The organism is Acidovorax sp. KPB24-07 (assembly GCF_057543315.1).
Genome location: NZ_BAAJYS010000001.1, coordinates 69,243 through 96,229 on the forward strand (window position 1 = coordinate 69,243; position 26,987 = coordinate 96,229).

Here is a 26,987-nt window from a genome sequence, read left to right on the forward strand (position 1 = left end):
ATCGAAGAAGAACTGTGCGGCGATTCGGGTTAATTTTTCCAAAGATTTCTAGATACCGTATGACAGCCGCAAGTTTGCCTGCCCATGTTTGTCAGGAAGAGATGACGTATGGGACTACTTACTGGAGAGGCGAAGGCCGGGTGACTATGTTCTGGCCGAGCGCACGCATGACCCCATTCGCCGAGGACCACTGCTGATGTTCGCTGCACTGTTCGACATGCTATTCAACCGCAAACCCGGCCCTGACACTTTTGCCAAGCGATTCCTCGCCGCGTTGCGCGCGCAGGGCGCTGGCGAAGACATGGACTACGATCCGGACACGTTCCAACTGGTCGGTCGCAATGGTCGCACCATCAATCTCCACAACCTGTATCAAACCTACAGCAATTCCGACCACCGTGGCCGGGACGAAGCGATCCGCAGCTATGTCGCCGCCTTCATGGAAGGGAACAACGGAGAAAGCCAGGCCATGACGTTCGAAAAGGTGCGGCCTACACTGATGCCGGTGCTGCGCCACCGCGCCATGCTAGAGGAAATGCGGCTGGTTCACCGCCGCGAGCACGGGCCCGATGCCGCGTTCACTGTCGTCTTCCGCGACATCGCCGACGACTGCGTCGAGTTGCTGGCCGTCGACCGCGCCGAGTCTGTCTCCCCCCTGTTGCAGGGGCCGAATCAAGAATGGGGCATCACCTTGGAACAAGGCCTGGCCATCGCACATGACAACCTGCGCGACGCCACCTCAGACCGCTTTGTGGAGGTGGCCCCAGGCGTGTTCCGGGGCGCCTGGCAGGACGCCTACGATACCAGCCGCGTGCTGTTGCCCGACGTGATCGCGCGCGTAGCGGTCAGGGGGCGCCCTGTGTTCATGCTGCCCACCCGCGATTGCCTGCTGGTCGTCGGCGACCGCGACGAAGCGCCCATGGCGGCCATGCTGGAACTGAGCATCGAAGCCGCCAGTCAAGGGCGCTGCATCTCCGCGCTAGCCTACACATACGAAGAGCGCCGCATCGTGCCCTTCGCGCTGTCGCAGCCCCAGCATCTGCGTCGCCAAGGCGACCTGCGGCGCATGATGGACGCCTCCAACTATGCGATGCAGAACGAGTTGCTGCAGGCGGTGCACAAGGCCGAACAGCTGGACATCTTTGTCGCGTCCTACCGCTTGTACAAGGAAAACGACGGGAGCGGCCATCAATTCTCGCTCGCCACCTGGACCGAAGATGTAGACATCCTGCTGCCTAAGGCCGACCGCATCGCCTTCGTCACGTCTAACGAGGAAGGCGATGCCGATGTGGTGGTGGCGCAGTGGAACCAGGCGGTCGAAGTTGTCGGTGCATTGATGGAGCTGCAGCCAGATTTCTATCCGCCGCGCTATCGCGTGCGAAGCTTTCCCAGTTCCGTGCAATTGCAGCAATTGGTGCAGGCCTAGCTATGAGGGGTCACTCGATTGGAGTAGGAGTTCATCCGAATCGGTTTTTGAGAGACTGATCTCGGACAGCCAGTCATGCTGATCGCTCCAGTAGCGTGTACAGGCCGTTTTATTTAATCTGCTGGGGCCCATGCGATAGCCGAAAAAGACGGGGTAGGGCGTGGTCATTCTCGCTCGTCTTCTTGAAGAAATGCATGTGCTTGCACGACACTTGTTTGGCCCGTGCGCAGCCGCTGCCTGGTGCAAACCGTCATCGAAGGTCAACATGGATCCGACTGGTATTTTTGCTGCAATTTCGCTGTCCCCACTGGCATTCGAGCGTTTCTGCGACGACCACGGTAAAGCGCTGGTGCAGGATATCAACTACATCCTCGCTAACCGCGCGATTGATCGGGAGTATCAAGAGGCGCTGGCCGAGGCTCGAAGCCAGTCGGCGACGCTGACGTCGTTCTTGAATTTTCAGAAAAGCCATCCCTCTCCGGATTCACGCTACCGCAGAACGCTGGAGAACTATCTGCATCCGGGGTCGGACGAACTGATCATTCAGTACGATCTGGCCAGTCAGACAATGTTCTATTTCTACATTCTTGATCGCCGCAATCCCGATGAGATCGAGGACGTACCATCCTTCAGGGTGCTGCGCGAGGTCGTCAAGTACAAGGACGAAGACGGCACAGACTACGTGGCCTTGTCCTCCAGCGCCACGAACTTCAATACCGATCCGATCTGGAGATCGTTCACCATCCAGAAGACCGGTTGGAGCCGGCAGCCCGACGGCACCCCGATTCCCCAGCATGTGATCTCCCAGCTGGATGGCTTGTCGCAAAAGTATTATTTCGATGCGATTGACCGTGATCTCGGCTTGGCATCGGCGGGCACGGAGGAAGAGGCACCGTGGATCTATCCGAAGGACCACCTGCATCCCTGCCTGCTCAGGCATGTCACCGAACAGCCGATGAACCTGGATTGATCCCTTTGCTGCTTGCGCGAGCGCTGCGAATGAAACGGGCGATAGCCCTTGCCGCCGTGGTGATGGTGACCGGTGCTTTGCATGCTGCCAACACCAGTGCTGCTGCCGACAACGCCGCTGGTGTGGTGCATGTCATCAACCCGGAACTGCTCTCGGCGCTGCAAAACCTCAAAGCAACCCTGCCGGCCGGGCGCACGCCGCTCGCGTTCGACAACGGCGCTTCGGCCAAGAACTGCCTGGAGTATTCGGATCTGTTGTCGACAAGCAAGCCAGTCGAATCGACTCGCAACTTCGAGATTCGAAGTGAATATCGGCTGTGCGACGGCATTCGCATTATTGCGGGTAAGCCCGTCGTCGCGCAGAAGGCCGCAGCCTCCGGCGAAGAGGGCAAAACCCTGTACGAAAAGCTGGACCTGCGCTCATTCCCTTCATCGCTGCACAATCGCACTGATGCCAGCAAGCGCACGCTCAGTGCGTTGCTGCCCGGCGACGTTCGATCCGAAGGCAGCACCGTGCAAGTGGACACCCCGGAGCAGTTCTTCCGGTTGGAGGTGGTGGGCATCATCGACCATGGCAAGGGACAAGCACCCGAGTGGATCGTCTGGGTGACCGACCAGCTCAAGACCGGTAGCTACCGCGGGTACAGCACCCTCGTCGTGCACCCGCCTCGTGTCGCATCGGATCTCTACACCGCAAGCCCTTCTCCCCGATGAGCGAAAGCCTGCCGATTTTCTGCTCGTGGGGTTGCCATTGGTCGACGGATGCACCGCGCATCGCCTCGCGCATCGCATCCACTCGACGGCGGCTGGGACGCCATCGACTGCAGGTGGTTTATCGCCAACGAGGCATGCGAGGAGGAAATGATGGTCTGCTTGACGGGGTCGGATGGCTCAAGCCAGGCAACTTCTCAGGCGCAAGGAGCTAGGTGGTGCAGGACTGCGTGCGTCGATGGATTCGGCATAGGTTGTCTCCAGGCCAGTATGTTAGCAGGGCGATCGTGCCTGCGATGATGATGGGTGTGTTACCAGTGGTGGAGATGCTGGGATCCGTCGATGCGTGCGCTCCCGATGATCCAAGCCGCCAGGTGCTGGAGTCACTTCCCGCGGATATTGGCGTGGATGGCGGACGCCGTTCGACCTACGAGCTCGCTCTCGTCCCATGCGATGACGCCGCATGTCCCTTTGAGGTGCGCTTGGTCGCGAGGACATCGGAAGCAGAGTCTGCAGAAGGCCACGCGAAGAAGGGCGTTGACACGCATGGACCGGTCAGGTTGACGTGGTACGCGTCGGGCGCGCCGGCATGGGGAGCCGATGCGCAGACGCACACCGCTGAACCCATCGCATTCTTCGGAGCGGCTTTGCCACGCGTCTGGACGACGGGCTTGGAGGAGCATCAGGTCGCCGTCTCCGCCGGCGCGGTGCCGCTTGAGCCGGGCAAGCAAACGGGTGCGTATGCACTGCTCGTGACGCAGACTGCGGGGTTCGAGCATCCGAAACGTCAGCACGCCCTGTTGACCGCGGTATCGGGTGATCTGAAAGTGGCGTGGTCCAAGGTCGAGCCGCAGGGCCCTCACGTATCCTGGGTCGCGATCCCCAAGCGCCGTGCCCCGGTCTACGTCTCGCTGTTCTTCTCGCCTGACGATGATGCTGCAGATGACGTGCTTGCTCGTCAGCTGAAGTGGGATACCGAACAGCAGGTGTTTTCCGAGGAACCTCCGCCGCCGCAGGTGCAGGCCGTCGTCGCAGGTTCTTACCGCACACTGAGCGCGGCAAGGGTAGCCAGGTCCGCCTCGGACTGCCTGACTGGATACAGCGCGATCGATACCGGTCCGAATCAATGGGCGATGCCGCATCGGTACGCGTTGATCCGGGTGACCTGGGAGCCAGCCCAGGTCGCCACGGAGACCGAGCGACTTCGCCAGTGCCGTCCAGGCGGCCCGGCGCACTCGCTTCCGCTCACGAATCTGTTGTCGTCCTCGCCCTCCAACCCATAAGCCCAACGCATCAGGAGTCATCGCGTGTCATCCAAACGTTTTTCAACCGCTGCGATCGCGGCAATGTCGTTGGCTGGGGTGCTGCTATGCGGTGCAGCGTTTGCCAAGGACACGTTGAAGTGTCCAACGACACTGGCTGTTTCAGAGACGGTCCTGCAAACCCAGGATGTACCGGAAGGAACCCAGGCCATCCTCAAGGGAGACGGGTCTTTGCCATTCTTTTCCATGGGTGTCTTTTCAGGGCACCCTCGCGATTTGGCCTCGCTGATCCCTGACGGTGGCGATGAGCAGGAATCATCGGGGGTCTCAGAGGGCGTCTGGAAATTTGAGAGCAGGAATCCCTATGGAATCTACCTGGTGTGCGAATACGGCGCCCTTGGCGCGGTGCAGATCTACAAGCGCGTCGGCGACGACGTCAGGTCTTGCACGGCGACGACGCGCAAGGACCGCGACCAGCATCTGATCGACATTGATTTCGAGTGCGAATGAGCGCAAGGCCCTTCGCTTTGATTGGTGTGACTGCAATCAGGCGTGCGTGCGATCCACCCTACAAAGCAGTCAGTGACTTCTTACAAGCCGGTCAGGGGTGACCCGATGGAGGCGCTCGATGGTCCGCGGCAATCTATGGATGTCGGATGGGTCGTTACATCCCGCAGCTCGGTGACGAGGTCCGAGCAGGCCGACAACAAAGACCAGCAACGTTCGGGCCGATGGCTATCCACCGGGCGGGCCAGGTAGGGATACCTCGGCTGCTGGTCCCTTTTGTGGCCGGACCGGCGCAAGGGCGCTATCGCGCATCCTGAATGTGCGCGCTGCCATCCAATGGCTACTTGTGGAAAGCGTCAGCACTGGACGGCTGCTTCGCCCTTATCAGCCTCCGATTCTGGCGCCGGCTCCTTCAAGACGAGATACGGATTGCCAGGAAGGGATTGCGGCAGGACCATCAAGGGGTCAATGAGCAGATAGCCATGCAGCCTGCGCGTTTTGCGAGGACCGGCGACCTCGCATGTCCAGATGTTCAGTCCGTCGCGCTGCTTGCGATGCACGCGCAGTTTTTCAAACTGCTTTTGCACCCACTGCCACTCGGGCAGTTTTTCTTGCCTGGCTAAAGCGACGACATCTGGATGCTCCTGCGCATAGCGCTGAAAGACACCCGGGCTGACCAGGTAGGCGGTGTCCGCCACCGTGTGCACCAACGCCTTGGCATCGTTGATGACGAGCCGGCGGCTCACGATGCTGTGCCGCAACCAGCTCAGGAAATGCCTGCCCGATGGTGTGGCTTGCCCATCGGCGGGAAGGCCAGCGCAGTCGGTGGTGGATGCCGTGCCTCCACCATGCGGAGTGATGGCCGGCGCGACAGTTTCGAAGGGCGTTTGCGGCGCGTCCTCGTGCGTTTTCGCGTCCGGCTGCATCAGCGCCAGCAGCGCATCGATTCCATCGTGCGGCGGTGGGGCCGATGGGAAGGGGAGGGCCGCGGCGGTGGGTGGGCGGCCAGCGGCTTCGCTTTCAGGCGCCTGCGGCGGAGATGCTGAGGGGCTTGGATGATCCGCCGCTGCCACCGGCGCCAGATCGTCCTTCATATCCGTCTCCACCACCGTCACCTGGCCATGGAAGGCTTCCGGCCGCTCGGAGGCATCCCAGACCAGGGCAGGGGAGAGGCGCAGAAACGTGAACGTTTTGGACCAGCCGCCGTCGCTTCGGACCGTGGCCCGCCAGATCGCTTTGCCATCGGGTGTCGGCAACGCAATGCCATGCTCCTGCAAGACATTGAACACCGCCAGGTTGCTGGTGGGGATGCCCTCCATGCCTTGCGACAGCAAGTGCGCGCGCAACTTGTCCGAGACGGTCTTGCTGACCAGCCAGAGGGCGTCCTGCGTCAGCCAGCCATCGGAGGCTTCGGGCTGGTTGAGCTTCAGTTGGTCGCGCAGCAGGTAGCGCAGTCCGTCGAGGAGCTTGCGCTGCAGGGCGTGGCGAGGGGCAGCCAGGGCTTTGGCGGGATCGCCGCCCAGCGATTGCGCGACCGAGGCCTGATCGGCTTGCACGACCAGTTCGCCCAGCACGCCGGCATGTTCGTGCTGACCCGCCAGGACGTAGAGCAGCGGACCCCACAGGTCCGGAAAACCGCTGAGCCAGTCCAGGATGTCCCGGTCCAGCACGCGCACGTAGAGCAACCCGGTAGCCGCGCCATGCAGGCGATATTCGCGCCCGGCGCGATAGCGGAATCGATACGGGCGCAGCAGCGGGCCGTGCCATGGATGCCATGCGCTCCCATCACCGTACTCGACCTCCAGGTCGACCGCGATCTTGCCCAGGTCGTGCACCAGCGCAGCGTAGGCCACGCCAGCGGTCCAGGCCTCCGCCTGGGCGGCCTGGGCCTCGGGCGTGGCGCCAGCGGGCAGCAGATGCGACTGCCGCAGCTTCAGCGCATAGGCCACGATTTCAAGGCCATGGTCCAGCATGCCGCCCGGGTACGCGTGGTGGTGGCTCTCGGAAGCGGGGAACTGTTGCACCAACTCGGCGTAGCGCTGCAGCGGCCCCCGGTAGAGATGGTCGAATTGCGCACGCGAGAGCGAGGTGCGCTGCCAGATGTGCTCGATGAGGCGCTGCCGACGGGCCGTGGCGAGCAGGGCCTGCGCCGATTGCGGCGACACGAGGCCGGAGGGGGCCGCGGAGGGCGGCGTGGCCACGAGAGCCGATGCGTTTGGGCGTTTCACCCGCGAGCGTTGGAAAAGATTGAACATGCAGGCCCGTCGGCAGGATGGGGCTGCACCGAGATGGCGAACCCAGCCGCAGGGTGGCGCAGGTCCTTCCCTGCTGTCCGGCACCAATCGGGCACCGCGCGATGCCGATAGAGTGCGATGCACGAACGTCTCATTGCTTGGCAATGGACTGGGTTGTTCTCCCTGTCCATCCGCACAGCAAGCCAGCGATGACAGTGCTGGCTGACAATGCCCACCATGCCGGGCGATACCCGCCGATCTGATCGACGCTCCATCCGAACGCTAGCGGAAGCAGGGCGATCGACACCTGGTTCATGGCCATGGCTGCGCCGAGTGCTCGGCCGGTCTGGTCTGCCCGCGCGGATTCCGCCAGCCAGACCACCCAGGGCCCATACCAGCCAAAGCCGAAGAAGCCGGCCGCGCAGCTCAGGCTGACCAGCCATGTCAGCGGCACCGAGGCGGGGAGCAGTGCGGTGCAGGCCATGACGGCCGCACATCCCCATGCGCATCCACCAACGCTCATCCATCGCTGGCCGGGATGCCGATCGCTGGCGCGTGCCAGGAAGATGCGGCCCACGGCTCCGGCCAGTTGCGCCTGGAATAGCAGCGCTGTCGCGGTTGTCAGCGGCAGCGCGAAGACATGGGCCACGAACAGTCCCCAGTACACGCTGATGGCCGTCTGGCCCAGGACCAGCAGGGCGCCGACTACCATGGGCAACGACGTGGCGTGCCCGGCCGGGCCGGCACGCGGGGCAGCATGCGGTGCGGCAATCGGTGCCGGGCGATGAACCCAGGCGAATGCCCCACCCGCCAGCCCCATCAGGAGCGCTGCGCTGCCCATCGCATCCATCCAGCCCCGTGCGCCGATGAGCGCAGGAAAGAGCAGCGCTGCCAGTGCCCCTCCGAGGGGCAACGCTGCTTGGCGGATGCCCATCGCCAGTCCCCGTTGCGCCGGCGGGAACCAGCCGTGGACGACCCGGCTGCTGCCCGGCTGGATGGGGCTGTAGCCCAGGCCCAGCAGCACCATCGCGGCCAGGCAGGCGGGGTAGCTTTCGGCCAGTCCCAGCAAGGCCATGGCAGCGGCCACGATGCACACGCCAGCGGCGACCGGCCAGCGCTCTCCGTGACGGTCCAGGGCGTAGCCGGCCAGCCACAGCCCGGGGATGGTGATGGCGCCGCAGAGCGTGGCCAGCAGGCCGAGCTGGGCATGGGTGAGCCCGAAACGCTGCTGCGCGAACACACCCCATGCACCGATGCTCTGTGTCCCGAGCGCCGCGCACAGCTGCACGCCCGTGGACACGGCGAGAATCTTCCAGCGGGTGTGCATGCGGGCGCTCCTCGGACGCAAGGAATTTGCGAGAACATGCCGTACATCGGGGCGCTGGCGGCTGCGCGTGGATCAGGCCACCGCTTCCAGTTCGGATCGGGGGTGAGCCGCTTGCATGTATTGCATCAGCAGCCCGTAGTGGGTCGCCATGTTCTCGATCAACTGCCGGCTCGCTTGGTATAGCAACTGCCAGTCAGGCTCCCGTTGTGCTACGGCGAAGTAGTCCTCCATGCCGCGCACCAGAGCGGCGAAGTGTCCGCTTTCCGTGGTGCCCAGGTGATCGTGGAGGAACTGCAAATCCTCCTTGACTCCTTCCTGGCCTCGGCCCAGCCGATCACGGCGCCAAGCCACGAAACAGGGCGTGGCATAGGCAAATTCACCGTGGTTGTAAAGCTCTTCCGGCAGCGAACGGATGATGGCCACCCCGAGATCTTCCCCGTTTTCCCGGTAGCGCCGCGAGGCATTGAGATATGCCTTGGCGCCGGACATGCGGTACCGATCCAGCTTCCATTGGTCGTCGCCGGTCAGGCCGGTGGCGAAGCGGTCGTACAGCAGTTGGTGGTTGGTCGTGCCGATGCCCACGTCTTCGCGCGACACCTCGGACACACGGGCCGCCGTTCGCAACAAGAGCACTTGGCGATCCTGTGGTGCGTGCTCGGCTTGTTCGAGCACGCGGAAGGCCAGGGCGCAGAAACTGGCCGATCCGATCCCCGGACTGCGCCAGTTGTGAAAGAAGATGCGCCGGGCGTCAGGATGCCAAGCCATCGTGCTGAAGGCGTCGAAAAATTCTTCGATACGTCGCAGGCTTTCGATGCAATCGCGATAGGCGTTGCGCAGCGCCTGCTGCGCCTGCGGTGCATGGACCAAGGCGATTTCCGGTTCCACGATATCGTTGATGCGTTTCATGGGCGCTGTCCTCTGCGGTCGCGCGGAAAGTGACCACGTGGCAGCGCTCTCGGCGCCGCAGTGGCTTCCGAGCAGGGGCGCGATGGCAAACAACGGTGCGTCGGACTGCTCGCAGCCCCGACGTTATGCGTCGGCGGCTGCCGCTTGAATCAGGCTTCCCTGAAACGCTTGTGCGTTATTTCGTACGCGGTGCGCAGGCGCTGCGCTCTGTGTGCGCACGCAACTCCGAAGCGGACATCCCGAAGGATTTCCTCATGATCCGTGCCAGGTAAGAGCCGGACTCCCAGCCCACCTGCTGCGCAATGCACAGCACCGATTCGTCTGTATTTTCCAGCAGGTACTTGGCGCGCAGCAGACGCTTGCTTTGTTGGAACTCCAGGGGCGAGTGGCCGTACTGCAGGCGGAAGTAGCGCTCGACCTGGCGGCGCGACAGCCGCTGAGTGCGTGCGAACGCATCCAGCGCGAGTGGTTGATCCAGGTCGGTTTCAATGTGGTCGGCAAGCAGGCTGGCGATGTGCCGCGAAGGGTGCGGTTCGGTGTTCCGAACCGGGTGCGAACACAGTCGCGCGGCTTCCATCACCACCGCACCGCACCAAGCGGTGGTATCGATCTCGCGACCATGTACTGCAATGTCGAGCAGGCGACGCGAGAGCGCGCCCAGTGCTGCACTTCCCGTTCGCAGGCCCTGCGAGGGTCGGACGATGGCCTGTGCTTCCAAGACAGCAGACCAAAGTTCCGGGTCGACATAGATCGCGAGGTGCGTCTGCCGAAACGTCTGGGCAGATGTGGCATGGGCCGCATCTGCAGCAAGCCACAAAAAGTCGCCAGGCGACGACTGCAGGCTGCGCTCCCATGCATCCACGATCTCGAACCGTCCCTGCATCGGCACGAACAGCATGTCGCAATCGTGCGTGTGAGGTGACGCTGCATAGCCCTGCCGGTGATTCGCCACCAGCGTAGAGCCATGGCGCAACTGCTCCCGAAAGGGAGACACCCGCAATCCCTGCGGTCCCAATTCTTGTTGCATATCCATCCCTTGTCGCGATTGTGCTGAGTGATGTCGCAATCGGATGTGCGCTCCACTCAGTGTTCGCGAAGAATTAATTGCAGCGTTTCATCCACTGCGTTTTTTTGAAAGAACTGCTATGACTCTTCGATCTCAGCGCTTTTGGCGCCTCGGCATATTGTCGGCATGCCTCGCTTTGGCATCTGCTACTTCCCGCATCGCGAACGCGCAGGATTTCCCTAGCAAACCCATCACCATTGTCGTCCCGTTTCCTGCCGGCGGGGGCACAGATGTGGTTTTTCGGTCGATCTCCCCGAAACTCCAGGCCGCCCTGGGACCTGCTGCACGCATCGTCATCGACAACCGCGCCGGTGCTGGCGGAACCGTTGGCACGGCCTCCGCCGCCAAGGCCACGCCAGACGGTTACACGTTGATTGCTGCCACGACAACGACCATTGCTTCTGCCCAGGCGGTGTATCCGAAACTCGGTTACGACCCCAACGCCCTGGTGCCCATCGGCCTGCTGGGTACCACTCCCTTCGTGCTGGTCACTGCGCCAGGGTTCCCTGGGCGAACCCCGGCAGAATTCATCGCCCATGCGAAGGCCCACCCGGGCACGATCAACTACGCCAGCATCGGAAACGGCAGTGCGAGTCACCTGGTCGCGGAACTGTTCAAGCAGCGAGCAGGGGTGGAGATGACGCATGTGCCTTACCGGGGCGCCGGACCGGCGCAGACCGATCTCATGGCCGGGCAGGTGCAGGTGCTGTTCGACAACCCGACGGCGCTCGTGCAGCAGGTGCGCGCCGGGCGCATGCAGGCCCTGGCGATCACCGAGCCTTCGGCCGTGTTCCAGGACCTTCCCACCTTCGCGGCGGCGGGCATGCAGGGTTTCCGTCCCGAGCTTTGGTATGGCCTCATGGCACCGGCGGCGACACCGGAGCCAGTGATCCAGCGGCTGCACGCGGCGCTGAGCCGGGTGCTGGAGGACCGGGAAGTCCGGGCCGATCTGCTCGCCCGCGGCGTGGCCCCGGTGGCCGGAACGCCCCAGGCGTTCGCGCAGCGGATCCACGCCGACATCGCCCTGTGGGGCGGCATCGCCCGCGCGGTCGGTGCCAAGGTGGAGTGAGCACGATGCACTCCCAGCATAGGGTTTCCCCAAGTCCAAGCCATGCATCGACCCGGGCACCGTTGGTGCGGGTCTTCACCATCGATGGCGATCCACGCGGCGGCAATCCCGCGCCGGTCTGGCTGGACGCCGAGGCCATGACCGGTGCCGAGATGCAATCGCATGCGCGTGCCAGCGGCCACGAGTCCGTCTTCGTGACCGCGTGCAGCGACGGTGTGCATCGCTGGGAAATGCGCTACTTCGTGCCGATGCACGAGATGGAAATGTGTGGCCATGCCACCATCGCCGCGCTGTGGCTGCTGCATGCGCAGGACCGTTGGGACGGAGAGCCGGTCGCGATCCGCACGGCCAGCGGGACGGTGCATGGGCGCAGGGTGGACGGTCGCATCGAAATCAGCCAGCCACCGGCTTGCATGCGGTTGCTGGGCGAGGGGCACATCCGTTCGATTGTGCAGTGCCTGGGGCTCAGAACGTCGCAGGTCGTCGATGGCGTATTGAATGCTTCCACCAGTCGGGCCAAGACGCTCATCCGGCTGGACAGCATGCAAACCCTGCACGCCCTGCGCGTCAATGCGGAGCAGGTACCCATCGTCTGTGAGCGCATTGGTTCAACCGGGTTGTATCCCTATGCCGTCTCCCGCGTCGAACCGCGGGAGGTGCATTGCAGTGCGCGACAGTTTCCCAGGGCGTCCGGCTATCTGGAGGACCCGGCGACAGGCATCGCTGCCGCTGCCTTGGCCTGGGGATTGCGCCGCATGGCGCTGGTGGGGCCTAGGTCCGCGGTGGTCACCGTCCGGCAGGGCGAGGCGATGGGATCTCCCTCTCAGATCACAGTGCGCATGCCCGCGGTGACCCAAGAGGCCGAGGGCTGCTGGGTGGGTGGCCAAGCGCTGTTGGAAACAGATTGGGGAGGGCAGTGGATATGAACCACGTTGTTTGCGCAGCCGACCGAAGGCTCGATGCACTGGTGGCGGGCGAGCCTGAGCTGAAGCCATCGGGCCGCTACAGCAGCTTCTTCCAGATTGGCGATTGCTGGGTGTCCAGCGGCGTGGTGGGGCGGCGGGGTGGTGCCATCATCGCCGGTCCACTGCGGAGTGAAGAGGACGTACCTATCGGCGAACGGGCGGCTGCCGCCGCAGTGCTGCTGCTCCTGCGCGCGGCGCAAAAGGCGCTGGGCACCCTGGACCGGGTCGATCGGGTCGTCACGCTGCAGGGCTTCATCAGCAGTACCGCAGACTTCCGAGACCACGTGCGGGTGATGGATGCGGCGTCGGCCTGCCTGCAGGACGTGCTGCCGCAATCACCGTTGCCCGCTCGCACGGCGGTGGGCGTGGCGTCGTTGCCCGGTGGCGGCGCGGTCGAGGTGATCATGGTGCTCGCTACCCGCGATATCCCGGATTGAAGGAGCCAAGAATGGTCGATCCGAAATGGGGCGCCTACACGGCCGATGCCCTCATGCACTATCCGAGCGGCCTGGGCCGGATTCCATGCAGCCTGATCCACGCTTTCGGGCTGCAAAAGCAGGCGAGCGCGCGGGCCAATGCGCACCTGCAGGAACTGCCGGTGCCTATTGCCGACGCCATTGCACTTGCTGCGCAGGAAGTGGCGGCAGGGGCGTGGGACGCGCATTTCCCACTCGGAATGTGGCAGGCAGGCGATGGCAACCAGACCCACATCAACGTCAACGAAGTGATCGCGTGCCGGGCGGCCGAGCTCATGGCCGAGACCAAGGCCGGGTCACCCGACATCGGGGCGGTTGCCGAAATCCATCCGCTCGACCACGTCAACCGGAACCAGTCGTCCAACGACAGCTGGCCGACCGTGGTGCATATGGCACTGGCCCGCGAACTACAGGCTTCGTTTTCTTCATCGCTGGAGACCTTGGTGACGGCGCTGGACCTCTTCGCAGCGAGGCATCATGAGACAGCCAAGGTCGGTCGCACCTTTCTGCGCGACGCGCATTGCACGACGGTAGGCATGGAGTTCCGTGGATTCGCCGCCTTGCTGCGCGGATCTCAATCCCATCTGGCGACCGCCTGCGAGACGCTGCGAGTGCTCCCTCAAGGGGGCGGTGCAGTGGGCAACGGCGCAGGAGTCCATCCGGGCTTCGGGACACGCTTTGCGGAGGAGCTGCGTACGCTGACGGGCATGCCGTTTCAGTCGGCGCCGCAGCCATGCGCGGCCCAAGTGGTGGATACGGCGTTGCTGACGGTGTGGAGCGGGTTGGTCATGATCTCGGTGGTGTGTTTGAAGCTCTGCCGCGACATCGAGCTACTGGGATCGGGGCCCGCATGCGGATTAGGCGAGCTGTTACTGCCCGCGGTGGGGCCGGGTTCCTCCAGCATGGCCGGCAAGGTCAATCCGACCCACGCCTCCATGCTGGAGATGATGTGCATGAAGGTGCTGTCCGACCACGCGATGGTCTGTGCCTCGCTGTCGAGCGCGCGTCTGCAACTCAATACGACCTATCTGCTGGCCGCTTGCGTGACCGTGGATGCGGTTGAGACGCTAGGGCAGGGCCTGGAGTGCTTTGCCAGCTCGTGTATCGATCGGCTGGAGGTCGATCATTCGCAGTTGGACGTACACCTGGCAAAAGGACCGGGTGCGCGGTACCTGCAGTCGCGAGAGCTGGGATATGACGCTGTGGCGAGGCAAGATGTGGGGTGAGCGCAGCGCGTAGCGAATCGGAGTGACGGGTACGTGGACGAGGTGTTTTGGGTGGTGGTGATCGGTGCCGTGGTGGCAGGCTTCGTGCAGGGCTTGTCGGGTTTTGCGTTCAGTCTGGTAGCGATATCGTTTTGGGCCTGGGCGTTGGAGCCGCGCGTTGCCGCGGCGCTCGCCGTATTCGGTGCATTGACAGGGCAACTGTTGGCCGTGGCATCGGTGCGACGTGGTTTTGACTGGCGCGTGTTGTTGCCTTTCGTGTTGGGCGGATTCGCGGGTATTCCGCTGGGCGTGGCCTTGCTGCCGCGGATCGATATGGCCATGTTCAAGGCGATCCTGGGCACGTTGCTGGTGCTGTGGTGCCCCGCGATGCTGATGGCCAAGCAGCTACCCCACATTCGCAAAGGCGGACGTGTGGCCGACGGGGTCGTGGGACTGGCCGGTGGCGTCATGGGCGGCCTTGGCGGCTTCACCGGCGCGCTGCCCACGCTGTGGTGCACGCTGCGCGGCTACGAGAAGGACCAGCAGCGCGCCGTGATCCAGAACTTCAACTTGTCGATGCTGCTGGTCACAATGGCGACCTACCTAGGCACCGGGGCGGTCACGCGGGACATGCTGCCGCTGTTCGCCATCGTGGCTCCTGCGATGCTCGTACCGACCTTGCTTGGTGCTCGACTGTACGTCGGCCTGAGCGAGGCGACCTTTCGGCAGGTTGTGCTGGGGCTACTCACCGCGTCGGGCGTGGCGATGTTGCTCTCGTCTGTGCCAGACCTGCTGCGGAGATGATCTCGACGTGCATTGGGCCTGCACCGGTCGGGGGCGAGCTCTACAGACATAGTTGATCCATTCGCCTTCCGTCTCCGTCTGCTGTAGCTGCAGGGACTGATTGGGTAGATCCCTGTTCGTTGCCTGCTTCTTCCCGGCCTTCAAGGCGGTGCCACTCTGGCTCGCTATGGTTTGCGGCTTATGCCGGGTGGGGAATGTTCCGCGTCGTTCGTCTTATTTTTAGGCCCTTCTAAACGTCAAACAGCCTTTTGAACGCCAAGATGAAGTGTTGGAACGGGTCAACCAATCCATGAGACAAGAGGTCTGTATGCACGACGGCGTAAGCCAGGACCACCGTCCGTCCCAAGCCGAATTACTCGAGATGGCAGCTCGGGGGCGTGAGACGCTCACCATCTATGAAGGAGGTGGTTTTTCGAGCGCGCTGCTCTGGATATTGGCGCTGCTTTGTGCACTTCCCGGCATGGCGATGCTTCGGAGCAACATCGTCTTTGCCTTGGCGTTTATAGCCATGGCGGCCGCATTGGGGATGCTCGCCCGTGGGCTCGGGCGACGCAGAAAACTTCCCTTCTTGACGCTCAGCGCCCACGGACTTCAGTACTCAGCCGTCACACAGCCGATCCCGTGGACGGCGATCGAAAATTACCGGGTCGGCGCTGGCAGTCACCGTGGTGAGAATCTGATTCTCTTCGTGGATCTGTCCAGTGACTATGACGTCCCACTCAAGGACGCCCGATCGGTCAGCGCTTGGCATAGCGTCGGGCGCTCCTGGTACAACGCCAAACAAGACTGGATCATCTTCAAGGTTCCACGCGTCCAGGGAATGACCAACCCTCAACTGATCGAACTTTTCTCGATGTACTGGCAAGCAGGGATCGCACGTGCCCGGCTGGAAGAGAGGAAGTCTTCTTCAGTTCCCTGATTAAGGTCTGCAGCTTGGGGTTATAGGCGAATCAGCGTTGCCGAATCTGTTGCGAACCTGCTTCGCCTCCGCTCGGGTCCGGTTCCACCAGCATGGCTGGCACGCTTAATTTCATGCTGAAGATGATGTGCATGAAGGTGCTGTCGGACCATCGATGGTTTGTGCTCGCTGTCGAGCGCGCGTCTGCTCAACACGAGTTATCTGCTGACCGCTTGCGTGCCTATGGATGCGATTGAGGCGCTGGTGCAGGGAGCAGCGTTCTTTGCTTCCCGGTTAATCGACCGGCTGGATGTGGATCGGGCGCAGTTGACCGCGTAGGTGGAGAAGGGGGCCGGTGCACGCTGCTTGCGATCACGGGAGGAGGGCTATGACGCGCTTGCAAGGCAAGATGTTCGGTGACTGCGGTACAGGTCTAACCACGGTTACGTGCAAGGGACGATGTTTTGGCTGTTGACGGCGGAAACAGCGCTTCCGAGGCGCCAGTGTCATTCGGATCGCCTAGCATGAATTGCGCTGGTTCCGTCTGTCGCCGAGTTTACAGAGAAAAATGGCAAGAGGCTCCATTCGAATTCGGGGCCCTCAAGTGCTCCAACATTCAAAATAGCTGCCGTGGCTGATTTCGTCTGAATTCTCTAAATTGCGTTCCGCAGTGGCAGGCAGGAGTAGTTAAAAAGGGGCCATCGGCCCCTTTTTTGTCATTGGTGCACTAGGTTATACAGTAACTACCCCGAGCTGGTCATCCAAGGCCGCATCGTGCGATTCAAGGGCCGCGTTGCCAGTCACTTGATCCAATTTGAATCTGGCAAATCCAACAGTGCTAACCCTAGACAGCTTTCTGTCGCGTTCGAACTCGTACAAATCCTTCACATCTTTACGAAAATCTTCAAAGTGCTCCTGCTGCACAAAGTTGTAAGTCTTGTTCAGGTACTCAATTTCCTTGTCAACGTCCACTCGGTTATCCACCTGCTTGAGATGACGAGCAATGGTATGAAGCTTACTATCCAAAAATGGACTTGCCATATGACCTCCTAAGCTACGGATCGACAACGACAGAAAATTTATCGTTGCCTTACGGATCATAGACGAAAGTTGCTCTCTAGGTGGCAATCGGTGGGTCTCAACCCATAAGTGATTGAAACGTAAAGAGAAGGACTGTCGCGGATCGCTTTTGGACACGAGACAAGGTGCCAGCAGGCCCTGCTCTTTCAAGCACGGAGTCGGGTTAAGAGGCTATTCTTAGAAGTAGATCGTTAAGGGGGGCACCTTGGAGATAGAACCAGAGACCAAGAAGACGCTGGAAGCTACGTCTGACCTGCCGAGACTCATTCAAGACGTTCTGGCAGAGCTAGGAATAGATGCGGATCCCGCCGTAGTAGCTGAGCGCGTTAGGCGCTTGGATATTGGCTTGCCGGTCGAGGACGAATTTTCAGTCGTGTGCGCTTGGCTTGGGAAGTGCCAGCTTCTGCACAAACTCGACCAGCATCAGATGCCTATAGCCTCCAAACAGAGTTCCAGGTTCCCGACTTACTAGCCAAATTTTCGACCCAGACAAGCAAGTTCCCGGTCTTGATCGAGGTGAAGTCGAAGAACGATAGGCTCCTGTCGTTCAAGCCGGACTACCTGAAGCGTCTACAAAACTATGCCGACCTAGTGGGTATGCCTTTGCTGGTCGCGTGGAAGTTTTACAGCGTCTGGACGCTGTTTGAAGTCCGGCACATGAAGAAGGCTTCTAAGAACTACAACATCACGCTGAATACTGCGATGCAGGAGAACCTGCTCGGCGTCTTGGTAGGAGACCTAGCCTATACGATTGGCGTAGGGGCAGGCGTGCATCTTCGGTTCCGCAAGCACAAACTGGTAGAAACGGAGAAGACTGAGGAAGGCTACACGGAACAGTGGATGATGACTTAAAGGAAGGCTACACGGAACAGTGGATGATGACTGTCGATGGCGTGAGCTTCACCGATAGCGAGGGCGCCAATCGCATCGACCTAGACAGTGAAGTTCAATCTTTGTTCACCGCATGGGATCTCGAAAACAAGGAGGAACATACTGAATCTCACATCCACATCCACTTTGTGGCAGGAGACGAGGGGGTGCAGTTTGCTCACACAGCTCTGGTTCGCCTGCTGCAATGGGAGGAGCCCGACCACAATCGGCCACATTGGCGCAAATTGATGCGGAAGGAGCAGGTCACCGCGAACGTGACGAGTTTCTCGACTGTGTTGAATAGGGCATTCCTAAATAAGGTGGTGTCCCATATCTTCTACCTCCATCCTCGGACGATGCCTGACTTCTTGCGGCCCACGGTTGAAAGCTAGCTGTGCCGGTTAAAAATGGCTGCGTTCAAATATTATCAATTAAGAGATTATGATAATTAATGCCTGCAGAATTTTCTGAATGAAAGGATATCTTTAATGCTTATTGAGCAGGCTTTTTTCTCACTGCCGGAAATTCTTCACGGATCTGGCTACCAGTCTCAAAGCTATGAATCAGGTATTGTTTCTGCGCTAACTCTCGCGCTCCTTCAGGTGCTGAACGGACGCAACGTCCCTAATCCCATTGGTTGCCTGCAAAGCGAACGGCTTTATCGCAGTGATGGCCTGTATGCTGCTGAAGGAGCACCGCGGTATCTCCGAGCGGACCTGTTCGCGGATGTCAATCGCTTGTACGTCGCCAATAAAAGGCTTAGCCAATATGGATGGCGGCATCATTTGTGGCTCGAATGTAAATTCCTTAGAGGTCAAGCGGGTCTGGATGGAAACCAGCACGCAGGGAATAAATCTCCCGCTACTGGTGCAATTTTAGCGGACTTGCTTCGTTTGGCCCTACTTGTCCCTGAGAAGAAAAAAAAATACTCACAGCAGCCGCTACTTTCTGCATGTTTATGATGCCGACCCTAAATTCTACTTGACGACTAGAGATCGTGCTTGGTGCAGGGGTTTGGTGAAAGTTGGAGAGCAAGAAATACGATTGTCAGCACTTGAAAAAGAACCAAAAGCAATGCGAAGATTGATCGGTGATCTCCCGGGGCTTGACGTCAAACTCCAAGTCACCAACTTTCATGCGGGTCCACTGCACGTTCAGCACCGTCCAATCTATTGGTGCTGGCTCACGCGCATCGACAAGGTGGAAGCAACCCTTGGACCACACACTGTCATGATTGATGTTGACCGAACGATCATTCAATCAGATGATGGTCTAGCGGAGATCGCGGCGTTTATCGCAGCACGGTTGGCTATCCTGCCGGAGTCTCCTGACACCCAGCCGCCTCGACCTGACGAGCAGGAGGAGGCGCAAGCGGAGGATGAAGCCATCGCGGGGATAGAGGGGTAGTTCAGGCAGCATCAAGCAAAAAGGGGCAATCCATGCGAGTGGTTTTTTTGGACAACCTTTTTCCTCTTTTTCAGGTAGAGCCTTTCCCCTTGCTGCCCCTTCCATTCCTTTTAACCTTTTGACGTGCTTGGAAAGTTGCGACTGCCTCAATGACGCCGGGGTTGCAAAGACACTCAGGAGTTGTAGGATATACATCATGGATGTATATCTTTTGAGGGTGCCGCATGCAAGTAGCCAAATGGGGCAATAGTCTGGCAGTGCGACTGCCTGCAAGCGTCGTAGAGGCCCTGGAGCTGCGCGAGGGTGACGACATCGAGATTGTCGTGGACGAGCCGCGCCTTTTCGCGGTGCGCAAGAAGCCAGGTTCGGAAGCTCTGCTGGAGCGGCTGCGTGCGTTCCGCGGCAAGCTGCCGGCAGATTTCAGGTTCAACCGGGAAGAGGCCAATGGTCGGCGGTAAGGCCAAGATCTTCCTCGATAGCAATGTGGTGCTTTATCTGTTGTCCGAGAACGCCGCGAAGGCAGATGATGCTGAAAAACTCCTTCAGCGGCGGCCGATCATCAGCGTGCAGGTGCTCAACGAAGTCACTCACGTGTGTGTGCGCAAGTTCAAGATGGGCTGGGGTGAGGTGGGGCAGTTTCTTTCGCTGGTGCGGGAGTTCTGCAAAGTTGTGCCTCTCACGGTCGACGTACACGACCGGGCTCGGCAGTTGGTCGAGCGGCACCAGCTGTCGTTCTACGATGCCTGCATCATTGCGGCCGCGGCCATCGAAGGTTGTCAGACCCTGTACACGGAAGACATGCACCACGGCCTCATCATCGAAGAAAGCCTTTCGATCCGGAATCCATTCACCTGACCCAATGATTGCAGGAGGGCTCCATGATGGCTACCTCTTACTCCAAGCCAACACTGAGCCGTAGGACTGGACGTGCTGCGGGGAGGGTGTGGCGCTGGCTGGTACAGCGTGACAGCCAGGTTAACGAATCGGTGGCCGCTTTCGTTCCATCTCGGGGAACTGCACTACTCGTGAGTTGGTGTGTCAAGTTCGTCATTCTCGGCCTTGCTATGTACGTGGCTTTTGGGATTGCCTTGTTGATTGCTACTGCTCTTTCACTGATTTGGGTTGTAAGCAGATTTGAACTAGAGACTCCATCAAAACCAGAGTGGCGGGACGGCCATTCTGGATATGGCTTCTATGACAAAAATGAGTGGCGTCACGATATGGGAGACACTGGCGAAGATTCGTAAATTTTCATTTGAAGACTGACTTCGCGCCTCCTATCACGCTTCTTCCGCTACTTCCTCCCGCTGATTTCGCGTCCCCTGTTGCCGCTGTTAGCGCTCCTACTAGATTGCCGGCTCGCACCCCAGCCCAAGCCAGTGCCATAACCCAGAAGCTCGGAAGGACGATGAACATCGACGCCATCACGAAGTTCAGGAGCATGTCGCCGAAGGCGTTGTTCAGTCCGAGCAGAGGATTAAAATTGCTGTGCGGAGAGTTCCATCCATAGAGTGCATCGAGGATGGTGCTGTCGATCCAGCGGGCCAGTTGGAACCAGAAATCTACAAAGAACAGCGCGAACTGCACACAACTCATCGTCACAACCGCCTTGAGGTCGTAAGTGCCAAATAGCAGGACGAGAGGGATGCAGATCAGCATCGCCATCTTGAGAAACGACAGCACCATCGGCAGCGCCTGCCGCACCACATCCATTGCAGGGAAGAATCCGATCGAGCCAGCTGCCAGACCAACGTCAGCTGCGCCGCGCGTCACGATGTTGGGCAGCGTCATGTCCACCTGACCGCCGTAGTCGGCGTAGGCTTGTCCTTGGTTCATTGTCTGCTGCCGCGGTGCGGCGATCGCGCGGATGATGGCATCGTCCGCCTGTTGGCGTGAGACGAAACCCGCCCATCGCCCAATGCGCGACAGCAGATCGGGATCCACCTGGACGAGCAAACGGCTACGCAAACCTTGGTCGCCGTCCGACCACCATTGCTGGCAGGTTGGGTAGCCGCCTCCGTTGTCCACCTGGGCTAGGCCTGCATCGCGCGTTGCGTTATATGGCCAGGCGGAGCGCGGTGTCTGCGAGTGATAGGTGTCGTAGAACCCGCCGGTTCCCAGGAAGTAGGCCGATCCAATCCAGGTCACATCGTTCATCTGCGTGTCGGAGAGCGCTGGCCGCCCCATGAAGAGTTTTGCCCGCGCAGGCCCGTAACAGTCATGGGTGAAGTCGGCCACCTCCTGAGCGAGTACCGGATCGTTGATGCGTGTGCTGTCGATGTCCATACGCATCTGCCGCAGGTCCGTGCCGCACGGGATGGCGGCCACGGCCGCGCCCGTGACGGCTTTCGAGACTGCATGCATGAAGAACCACCAAACCGGTACCTGCGCACTCTGATTGTTGAGCGTGGTGAAGGCATTGGACCATCGGGTGTCCTGCGGTGTCGCCACATCCACCTTGCATTGCGTGGAGCGCGAGGCATCGAACTGGATCGTCGAGAGATTGACGTTGATGAAGGGGATGCCGGCGAACAGGATGACCACGATGGCAACCCATACGCGGTTCTCGATGCGGACCGCCGACAGGACCCCCTTATTCCCCTCGTCGGCCCCCTCGGTTCGCGCCCGGAGCCATTCTTGGATCACGATGGACACGAAGGGCAGGGCGAACACGCCGCTGGCGACCAAGATGTGCCAGATGCCGTTGTGAACGATCCAGCCGACCAGCGTGAGGTAGTACTCCAGGTAGTCTGTGGTGTAGAGGGTCATGGGATCTCCGCGCGCCTTGCGTGATCATGACCAAGTGCTTGGGGTAGGCGCCGGTTTTCCAGAACCAAGACAGCAGGGCTGGGAAAAGGCATTCGCGCTGCCGGACCGCGACCTTGCAATCAAGGCCATGATTTTTGATGGAACTTTATGTTGAGGGCAACTCGTCTGTGGAGGCAGAACAATCCAAATTGCGCCCGCCCTGATTCTTATGGTTGGCGTCAGGGGAAGAGGGCAACTGAGAATTGAAGGCGGCAATGGCTGCCGGGAGCCTTGACTGCCGTCCGACTACCGTTGGTGCCTCTCCATAGTTTAGGGGGAAGCATTTAATCTGCTGCTCGGTATTGCAAGAGTCCGAAGTAGGCGCACGTAAATTGCGTATGCCAGCGAAGCTGACGAACAGTCCCAGCAACAGGAACATCGCATCGCCGGTCGACTTAAATCTGCTTGATATGGGCTAAAGGTATCGTTTGGCTAGGCCTCGTCCGAGGCTCCCATCAGGCTGAAGGCCGTAGTTCGGCGTGATGTGGCCGAGCGACCGCTCATGCTCGGATATCGGCTACTGCTATCTATCGGCGCAAATATTTAAAAGATTGCTTCGTCATGTTCTATGGCGGCCTCAAGAGCATCAAGTTGTCCGTACCCCCTGGGTGCTGCAAGTGCGGGATGTGGCACTATTTCAGACTGGAACAATAGTGCAGGGGGATGCGGGTGATCTCAATCGAAGACATATACAACCAGGACATCAACTTCCTGTTCGGTTCAGGGGCCTCCTTCGGTCTACTCCCGACCCTGCAGTTGCAGGTACAGACCGGCGTCGATAACCGCCGCTACACCCTCGAAGAACTTGCCACCAAGTTCGAGTTTGAGAAAGACCGACGACTCGTCCCACTGTTCATGCACTACTACACTAACTGCATCCGGCCGGCGGAAGAACTACGATTGGATGCAGTGACCACAGAGCCAGGCGCCACGGTCATCAAGAACTACCGTACTTTCCTGCTCACAGCGCTGGAGATGGTGAAGCGACGCAAGGCTCTGGATAGGCGCTGCAACGTGTTCACAACCAACTACGACGGCTGCTTCCCGCTTGTAGCTGACGCCCTCATAAAGGAGGGGCACATCGATTTCGTCATGAACGATGGTGCCAGAGGGTTCACGCGTCGCATTGTGCAGGCCCGGAACTTCGGGTCCTACTTGTGCCACGCTGGCGTCTTCGGGCGCTACCAGAGCAGCATTCCGCAGATCAACCTGATCCACCTGCATGGCTCCATCTACTGGAGCAAGCAAGAGGAGGTGATTCGAGTCGACTACGACCTGAAAGAGCGCAAGGACTTGCTAGACGCCGCTGCTCGTGCCTTGCTGCAGCCGTTTTCGGATGCGCTGAACGATCCGGCGGCCACGCTCGATGTCGTGCCCGACACGGGCTTTACCAACGACGAGCTGGATGCGTTCTGGGCCAAGTACGAGCTGATGCCAATCGTGAATCCGACCAAGTGGAAGTTCCACGAGACGGTCTACGAGGAGCACTACTACCAGATGCTCCGCCTGCTCAGCTACGAGCTGGAAAAGCCCAATGCTGTGCTGATCACCTTTGGCTTCTCGTTCGCTGACGAGCACATACTCAACCTCGTCATGCGGTCGTTGTCCAACCCGCACCTGCAGGTGTTCGTCTGCTGCTTCAACGGCGCGGAACACGCGTCGATGGAACAGAAGTTCAAGGGTCATCGCAACGTGAGGTGCCTGGTACTCGACGATGGGGTGATGAACTTCACCGCCTTCAACGAAAAAAATCCTGGCATGGCCGGATGCGGTAGGTGCGCCGGATGCAGCGGCCACGGCTCCCGCTGCTGCCGCCCCTACGGGCGGTGCCGGGGTGCTGGCATGAGCATCCGGGTCGGCGAAGTCACCGCGGTCCATGGAACCAAGGTGGTTCTGAAGATCTACGAGCAGTCGAGCAAGGAGACACTGTTCTTCGAGGGTGACAAGTACAGAGGTGTATCGATCCGCGAATACCTGTCTATCCAGCGCGGTTTCCGGGACATCATCTGCATGGTCGAGGGCGAGTACTTGGACGAGGGCCGCACGGAGCTGCAGGACGGAAAGCAGACCTTCGTACGCAAGGTTGAGGCCAGGCCGATCGGCTACTTCGACCGTACCGGCTTCACGCAAGGCATCAAGTACCTGCCCATGATCCAGGACGCGGCCTACCTGATGCCGGAGGAGAAGATTAGGTCGATCTTTGACCGCAAAGCGGATGGCGACTTCAGGATCGGAGAGATGCTCAAGGAAGAGATCGCCGTCGGGCTTCCCTGGCGGCGGCTGTTCAACAGCCACATTGGGATCTTCGGTAACACTGGCAGCGGGAAGTCCAACACCCTAGCCAAGCTTTACACCGTCTTACTTGACAAGAAGCTGCCTCTGATCGTTGGGAAGAGCCGGTTCGTCATGCTTGATTTCAATGGCGAGTACGGCGGCGAGCAACTGGCGCCGGCGGCCAACAAGATGGTCTATCAGCTCTCCACGCTGACTACCCCCGACACAAATGACCCGACGACCAGATTCCCCTTGGCACCGCAGGAGTTCTGGGAACTCGAGACTATGGCACTGCTGTTTCAAGCCACTGCCAACACGCAGCGTCCATTTCTCAACCGAGTCATCTCAGGCAAGCAACGGTTCGGCGCGAACCCCGCGTCATTGGTGACCTACACCAAGGCCAAGTTCAAGCAGTCTTTCTGCGCCGGCGAGGCGAAGCCGGCCACCCTGGACCTAATGCGCACCGTCGCGAAGCGGATGGGAAACCAAGATGTGGTCAACATGCTCGGCGAGGTCACCTGGTACCGCAATGGCCGCTTCAACTATCACGGAGCTTTCATTGACCCGGACGGTGTCCAATACAACGCCCATATCGCACCCATTGTGGATAGGCTGGATGTCCAAGACCTCGATGAGTTCGACCAGCTCGTGCTGAGAGTCAACCTGCAGCTGATCTCCGACCTGAACGCGGGCTACGTTCAGTTCGAACACATCCAGCCGCTTCTCAAGCGCGTCGAGTCGTCGTTGGCCAGCCTACGCAAGGTGCTGACCATCTCGGAAGAGCATCCCGTCGATCAGCTGCTGACGGTCATTTCAATGCGCCGCTGCAACAACGAGATCAAGAAGATCCTTCCGCTGCTTTTCGCCAAGCACTACTACAACAGCCACAGGAGCACGGTGGCCAATCCCCCAGACCGCACGATCCATCTCATCGTCGACGAGGCGCACAACATCCTGTCGGACCAGTCGGCGCGCGAAGCTGAGACATGGAAGGACTACCGTCTGGAGCAGTTCGAGGAAATCATCAAGGAGGGGCGTAAGTTCGGCATGTTCATTACGATCGCGAGCCAGCGACCTGCAGATATCTCTCCAACCATCGTTTCGCAGCTACACAACTTTTTCATCCACAGGCTGGTAAACGACCGGGACCTCTATCTTGTCGACAACACCATCTCGACGCTTGACGCTTTGTCGCGGAGTCTCATCCCAGGTCTGTCGCAGGGCTGCTGCGTCGTAACCGGTACAGCCTTCGAGCTGCCGATGGTGATCCAGGTTGATCGCCTGCCCAGCCACAAGCAGCCAGCCAGCGAGGACGTCGACCTCGAAAGGCTCTGGAACACGCCGTCTGAGGCCGGTCACTGAGAATCCGTCACCATGGCCGATCCCGTCATTACCTTCACCGTCGTCGGCGATGAACTGCACATGCTTTACCAGCCCCGCGACGGGAATGAGTGGGTCTATCGCCGGTTTGAAAAAGGGGAGGACTTGCTGGTCAAACGAACCTTCAGATTGACTAAACAGCTACTCGTCGACCCACCCGCGGCCGTGCCACCGGCAGATCCAAGCGATATAGAGGAAGGGGAGTTCGGCGGCGACGAGTCGATCCTGACTTTTGTCGTAGCGCGGGCGATCGACGGCGTGTACTTCGAGTTCGACGACCGTGTTCTGGAAGTAGGCATCCCGGTCTTGCTGGATCGTGCTGCCCGGCCAACCTGGAAATGGTTCACTGCCGAAGAGCGAACCTCGGTCATGCGCGTCATCGCCGGCTTGCGTCCTTCACGAATCGTCATTGGCGGCAGCTCACCTGACGCGATCCCCGTTGACGCTTACGAGGGTCTTATCGCGCAGTTTCCGACCCAAGTCGAGCGCGCCAAGTACGTCCGTGCGCGGGTCAGCGGTGTGGTGCGGGAGTACACCGATGCCAAGGTCGACGCGGTCGCTGACCTTGCAACCTACGTTGACCGCCGCACGAGCCAGGAGCCGCGCGATCTGCAAGGTTTGCTGCGCGAGGTCGAGATTCAGAAATTCGAGCTGCTGCTTCAACACTTGGAGCAGATGCTGGCTGCACCCGTAGGCACTTACAACGAGCGGGCCTGGCAGAACGAGATCCTGCAGATCATTCGATTGCTGTACCCTAAGTACATCGCGGCTTTTCCCAGCGTACCGGTGAAGGACTTTGAGGCCTCCACGACACGCCAACTGGATTTCATACTCGTCGACGTGTCAGGCTACGTGGACGTGTTGGAGATCAAGCAGCCGTTCGACGACTGCATCGTCACGCCCGGCGTCTACCGGGCTAACCATGTCCCGTATCGCGAGCTCAGCGGCACCGTGCAGCAGGTCGAGAAATACCTCTACCACCTAACTCGATGGGGTCGAGAAGGCGAGGCGGCCCTGACCAAGCGTTTCGCGAGCCGCTTGCCTGTGGGGCTGAGGGTCCGCATTGCCAGTCCGTCAGGCTTGGCCATCCTCGGCCGCGATCACAACCTCACGCCAGCGCAGCGCCATGACTTCGAAATCATTCGCCGCCAGTACAAGCACATCGCGGACATCATCACTTATGACGATCTGCTGCGACGCATGAAGTTCATGCTCGAGCAGCTTCGTGCGGGTCGATAAGATTTGTGCGCGATCAAGAGCGGCACGTCATTCGGGATGAGAGCAAGGTAGAGGCGGTCCGCCAGATAACCGATCACGGGTTCAGAGTGCCATAGGTCGCCCAG

General features: G+C 60.3%; 27 protein-coding genes. 21 read left to right on the top strand and 6 right to left on the bottom strand.

The annotated features are described in order from the left end of the window. The first annotated feature begins 196 nt into the window (after positions 1-196). From AC27IQ_RS00350 to AC27IQ_RS00370, 5 genes are all read left to right on the top strand, one after another. Entirely contained in the window at positions 197-1,426 is a 1,230-nt protein-coding gene (locus tag AC27IQ_RS00350) for a DUF1444 family protein (protein WP_487087344.1), read from the top strand. Positions 1,427-1,586: 160 nt separating this feature from the next. Continuing rightward, positions 1,587-2,396: a hypothetical protein gene (locus AC27IQ_RS00355; RefSeq protein WP_487087346.1), complete on the top strand. Its 810-nt coding sequence runs from the start codon at positions 1,587-1,589 to the stop codon at positions 2,394-2,396. Beyond that, positions 2,393-3,109: a hypothetical protein gene (locus AC27IQ_RS00360; protein ID WP_487087348.1), complete on the top strand. Its 717-nt coding sequence runs from the start codon at positions 2,393-2,395 to the stop codon at positions 3,107-3,109. The genes AC27IQ_RS00355 and AC27IQ_RS00360 overlap by 4 nt, the downstream gene beginning before the upstream one ends. 284 nt (positions 3,110-3,393) lie before the next feature. After that, positions 3,394-4,389 carry a hypothetical protein gene (locus AC27IQ_RS00365; protein ID WP_487087350.1) on the top strand — a complete coding sequence of 332 codons (996 nt, stop codon included), beginning with the start codon at positions 3,394-3,396 and terminating at the stop codon, positions 4,387-4,389. A gap of 24 nt (positions 4,390-4,413) precedes the next feature. Then, on the top strand, positions 4,414-4,878 hold the full coding sequence (locus tag AC27IQ_RS00370) for an STY0301 family protein (RefSeq protein ID WP_487087352.1): 465 nt from the start codon (positions 4,414-4,416) through the stop codon (positions 4,876-4,878). 353 nt (positions 4,879-5,231) lie between these two features. Here AC27IQ_RS00370 and mobH read toward each other — a convergent pair whose 3' ends face one another. From mobH to AC27IQ_RS00390, 4 genes are all read right to left on the bottom strand, one after another. Continuing rightward, the gene (gene mobH, locus AC27IQ_RS00375; RefSeq protein ID WP_487087354.1) at positions 5,232-7,130 is read right to left on the bottom strand and encodes a MobH family relaxase; all 1,899 of its coding nucleotides are present in this window, start codon (positions 7,128-7,130) and stop codon (positions 5,232-5,234) included. A 130-nt stretch (positions 7,131-7,260) separates the two neighbouring features. Beyond that, positions 7,261-8,436 carry an MFS transporter gene (locus AC27IQ_RS00380; protein WP_487087356.1) on the bottom strand — a complete coding sequence of 392 codons (1,176 nt, stop codon included), beginning with the start codon at positions 8,434-8,436 and terminating at the stop codon, positions 7,261-7,263. A gap of 72 nt (positions 8,437-8,508) precedes the next feature. After that, positions 8,509-9,342 carry a hypothetical protein gene (locus AC27IQ_RS00385; protein ID WP_487087358.1) on the bottom strand — a complete coding sequence of 278 codons (834 nt, stop codon included), beginning with the start codon at positions 9,340-9,342 and terminating at the stop codon, positions 8,509-8,511. A gap of 175 nt (positions 9,343-9,517) precedes the next feature. Then, entirely contained in the window at positions 9,518-10,369 is an 852-nt protein-coding gene (locus AC27IQ_RS00390) for a helix-turn-helix domain-containing protein (RefSeq protein WP_284408720.1), read from the bottom strand. Positions 10,370-10,640: 271 nt separating this feature from the next. Between AC27IQ_RS00390 and AC27IQ_RS00395 the strand changes: the two genes are divergently transcribed. The 6 genes from AC27IQ_RS00395 to AC27IQ_RS00420 all read left to right on the top strand — a co-directional run bounded on the left by AC27IQ_RS00395 (position 10,641) and on the right by AC27IQ_RS00420 (position 15,846). Next, entirely contained in the window at positions 10,641-11,477 is an 837-nt protein-coding gene (locus AC27IQ_RS00395; RefSeq protein ID WP_487087360.1) for a Bug family tripartite tricarboxylate transporter substrate binding protein, read from the top strand. Positions 11,478-11,542: 65 nt separating this feature from the next. Continuing rightward, entirely contained in the window at positions 11,543-12,403 is an 861-nt protein-coding gene (locus AC27IQ_RS00400; RefSeq protein WP_284408722.1) for a PhzF family phenazine biosynthesis protein, read from the top strand. Next, positions 12,400-12,879 carry a RidA family protein gene (locus AC27IQ_RS00405; RefSeq protein ID WP_274342124.1) on the top strand — a complete coding sequence of 160 codons (480 nt, stop codon included), beginning with the start codon at positions 12,400-12,402 and terminating at the stop codon, positions 12,877-12,879. Before AC27IQ_RS00400 ends, AC27IQ_RS00405 begins: the two co-directional genes overlap by 4 nt. An 11-nt stretch (positions 12,880-12,890) precedes the next feature. Next, positions 12,891-14,144 (top strand): lyase family protein, encoded by a 1,254-nt coding sequence (locus AC27IQ_RS00410; protein WP_228316180.1) that lies wholly within the window; start codon positions 12,891-12,893, stop codon positions 14,142-14,144. A gap of 33 nt (positions 14,145-14,177) precedes the next feature. Next, complete coding sequence (locus tag AC27IQ_RS00415) at positions 14,178-14,927, top strand: sulfite exporter TauE/SafE family protein (protein WP_487087363.1); 750 nt, start codon at positions 14,178-14,180, stop codon at positions 14,925-14,927. Between the two features lie 307 nt (positions 14,928-15,234). Next, entirely contained in the window at positions 15,235-15,846 is a 612-nt protein-coding gene (locus AC27IQ_RS00420) for a hypothetical protein (RefSeq protein WP_487087365.1), read from the top strand. 711 nt (positions 15,847-16,557) lie between these two features. Here the strand turns inward: AC27IQ_RS00420 and AC27IQ_RS00425 are convergent. Then, positions 16,558-16,866: a hypothetical protein gene (locus AC27IQ_RS00425; protein ID WP_323517478.1), complete on the bottom strand. Its 309-nt coding sequence runs from the start codon at positions 16,864-16,866 to the stop codon at positions 16,558-16,560. 432 nt (positions 16,867-17,298) lie between these two features. Here AC27IQ_RS00425 and AC27IQ_RS00430 point away from each other — a divergent pair, with 432 nt between their 5' ends. From AC27IQ_RS00430 to AC27IQ_RS00460, 7 genes are all read left to right on the top strand, one after another. Then, a complete protein-coding gene (locus AC27IQ_RS00430) occupies positions 17,299-17,757 on the top strand; it encodes a hypothetical protein (protein WP_487087399.1) in 459 nt (152 codons plus the stop codon). 23 nt (positions 17,758-17,780) lie between these two features. Beyond that, complete coding sequence (locus tag AC27IQ_RS00435) at positions 17,781-18,167, top strand: hypothetical protein (RefSeq protein WP_487087367.1); 387 nt, start codon at positions 17,781-17,783, stop codon at positions 18,165-18,167. Positions 18,168-18,263: 96 nt separating this feature from the next. Beyond that, positions 18,264-18,737, top strand: coding sequence for a hypothetical protein (locus AC27IQ_RS00440; protein ID WP_487087369.1), 474 nt, complete (start codon positions 18,264-18,266; stop codon positions 18,735-18,737). 82 nt (positions 18,738-18,819) lie between these two features. Beyond that, positions 18,820-19,182 carry a hypothetical protein gene (locus tag AC27IQ_RS00445; RefSeq protein WP_487087371.1) on the top strand — a complete coding sequence of 121 codons (363 nt, stop codon included), beginning with the start codon at positions 18,820-18,822 and terminating at the stop codon, positions 19,180-19,182. A gap of 224 nt (positions 19,183-19,406) precedes the next feature. Beyond that, positions 19,407-19,640 (top strand): AbrB/MazE/SpoVT family DNA-binding domain-containing protein, encoded by a 234-nt coding sequence (locus AC27IQ_RS00450; protein WP_487087373.1) that lies wholly within the window; start codon positions 19,407-19,409, stop codon positions 19,638-19,640. Then, the gene (locus AC27IQ_RS00455; protein ID WP_487087375.1) at positions 19,627-20,037 is read left to right on the top strand and encodes a PIN domain-containing protein; all 411 of its coding nucleotides are present in this window, start codon (positions 19,627-19,629) and stop codon (positions 20,035-20,037) included. Before AC27IQ_RS00450 ends, AC27IQ_RS00455 begins: the two co-directional genes overlap by 14 nt. Before the next feature lie 26 nt (positions 20,038-20,063). After that, positions 20,064-20,429 carry a DUF3742 family protein gene (locus tag AC27IQ_RS00460; protein ID WP_487087401.1) on the top strand — a complete coding sequence of 122 codons (366 nt, stop codon included), beginning with the start codon at positions 20,064-20,066 and terminating at the stop codon, positions 20,427-20,429. Between the two features lie 4 nt (positions 20,430-20,433). Here AC27IQ_RS00460 and AC27IQ_RS00465 read toward each other — a convergent pair whose 3' ends face one another. Further along, the gene (locus AC27IQ_RS00465) at positions 20,434-21,951 is read right to left on the bottom strand and encodes a conjugal transfer protein TraG N-terminal domain-containing protein (RefSeq protein WP_487087377.1); all 1,518 of its coding nucleotides are present in this window, start codon (positions 21,949-21,951) and stop codon (positions 20,434-20,436) included. Here AC27IQ_RS00465 and AC27IQ_RS00470 point away from each other — a divergent pair. From AC27IQ_RS00470 to AC27IQ_RS00480, 3 genes are all read left to right on the top strand, one after another. Next, positions 21,950-22,105 carry a hypothetical protein gene (locus tag AC27IQ_RS00470; protein WP_487087379.1) on the top strand — a complete coding sequence of 52 codons (156 nt, stop codon included), beginning with the start codon at positions 21,950-21,952 and terminating at the stop codon, positions 22,103-22,105. The genes AC27IQ_RS00465 and AC27IQ_RS00470 overlap by 2 nt on opposite strands. A 548-nt stretch (positions 22,106-22,653) precedes the next feature. Beyond that, positions 22,654-25,626 (top strand): ATP-binding protein, encoded by a 2,973-nt coding sequence (locus tag AC27IQ_RS00475; RefSeq protein WP_487087381.1) that lies wholly within the window; start codon positions 22,654-22,656, stop codon positions 25,624-25,626. Between the two features lie 12 nt (positions 25,627-25,638). Next, a complete protein-coding gene (locus AC27IQ_RS00480; protein WP_487087383.1) occupies positions 25,639-26,883 on the top strand; it encodes a Shedu immune nuclease family protein in 1,245 nt (414 codons plus the stop codon). Positions 26,884-26,987 lie beyond the last annotated feature (104 nt).

Excerpts from the sequence above, each read along its gene's own strand:
- AC27IQ_RS00435 (WP_487087367.1), top strand. The coding sequence starts at position 17,781 with ATGATGACTGTCGATGGCGTGAGCTTCACCGATAGCGAGGGCGCCAAT.
- AC27IQ_RS00410 (WP_228316180.1), top strand. The coding sequence starts at position 12,891 with ATGGTCGATCCGAAATGGGGCGCCTACACGGCCGATGCCCTCATGCAC.
- AC27IQ_RS00350 (WP_487087344.1), top strand. The coding sequence starts at position 197 with ATGTTCGCTGCACTGTTCGACATGCTATTCAACCGCAAACCCGGCCCT.
- AC27IQ_RS00425 (WP_323517478.1), bottom strand. The coding sequence starts at position 16,866 with ATGGCAAGTCCATTTTTGGATAGTAAGCTTCATACCATTGCTCGTCAT.
- mobH (WP_487087354.1), bottom strand. The coding sequence starts at position 7,130 with ATGTTCAATCTTTTCCAACGCTCGCGGGTGAAACGCCCAAACGCATCG.
- AC27IQ_RS00390 (WP_284408720.1), bottom strand. The coding sequence starts at position 10,369 with ATGCAACAAGAATTGGGACCGCAGGGATTGCGGGTGTCTCCCTTTCGG.
- AC27IQ_RS00475 (WP_487087381.1), top strand. The coding sequence starts at position 22,654 with ATGCGGGTGATCTCAATCGAAGACATATACAACCAGGACATCAACTTC.
- AC27IQ_RS00450 (WP_487087373.1), top strand. The coding sequence starts at position 19,407 with ATGCAAGTAGCCAAATGGGGCAATAGTCTGGCAGTGCGACTGCCTGCA.
- AC27IQ_RS00385 (WP_487087358.1), bottom strand. The coding sequence starts at position 9,342 with ATGAAACGCATCAACGATATCGTGGAACCGGAAATCGCCTTGGTCCAT.
- AC27IQ_RS00460 (WP_487087401.1), top strand. The coding sequence starts at position 20,064 with ATGGCTACCTCTTACTCCAAGCCAACACTGAGCCGTAGGACTGGACGT.
- AC27IQ_RS00480 (WP_487087383.1), top strand. The coding sequence starts at position 25,639 with ATGGCCGATCCCGTCATTACCTTCACCGTCGTCGGCGATGAACTGCAC.
- AC27IQ_RS00470 (WP_487087379.1), top strand. The coding sequence starts at position 21,950 with ATGGGATCTCCGCGCGCCTTGCGTGATCATGACCAAGTGCTTGGGGTA.
- AC27IQ_RS00420 (WP_487087365.1), top strand. The coding sequence starts at position 15,235 with ATGCACGACGGCGTAAGCCAGGACCACCGTCCGTCCCAAGCCGAATTA.
- AC27IQ_RS00465 (WP_487087377.1), bottom strand. The coding sequence starts at position 21,951 with ATGACCCTCTACACCACAGACTACCTGGAGTACTACCTCACGCTGGTC.
- AC27IQ_RS00405 (WP_274342124.1), top strand. The coding sequence starts at position 12,400 with ATGAACCACGTTGTTTGCGCAGCCGACCGAAGGCTCGATGCACTGGTG.
- AC27IQ_RS00455 (WP_487087375.1), top strand. The coding sequence starts at position 19,627 with ATGGTCGGCGGTAAGGCCAAGATCTTCCTCGATAGCAATGTGGTGCTT.
- AC27IQ_RS00380 (WP_487087356.1), bottom strand. The coding sequence starts at position 8,436 with ATGCACACCCGCTGGAAGATTCTCGCCGTGTCCACGGGCGTGCAGCTG.
- AC27IQ_RS00440 (WP_487087369.1), top strand. The coding sequence starts at position 18,264 with ATGCTTATTGAGCAGGCTTTTTTCTCACTGCCGGAAATTCTTCACGGA.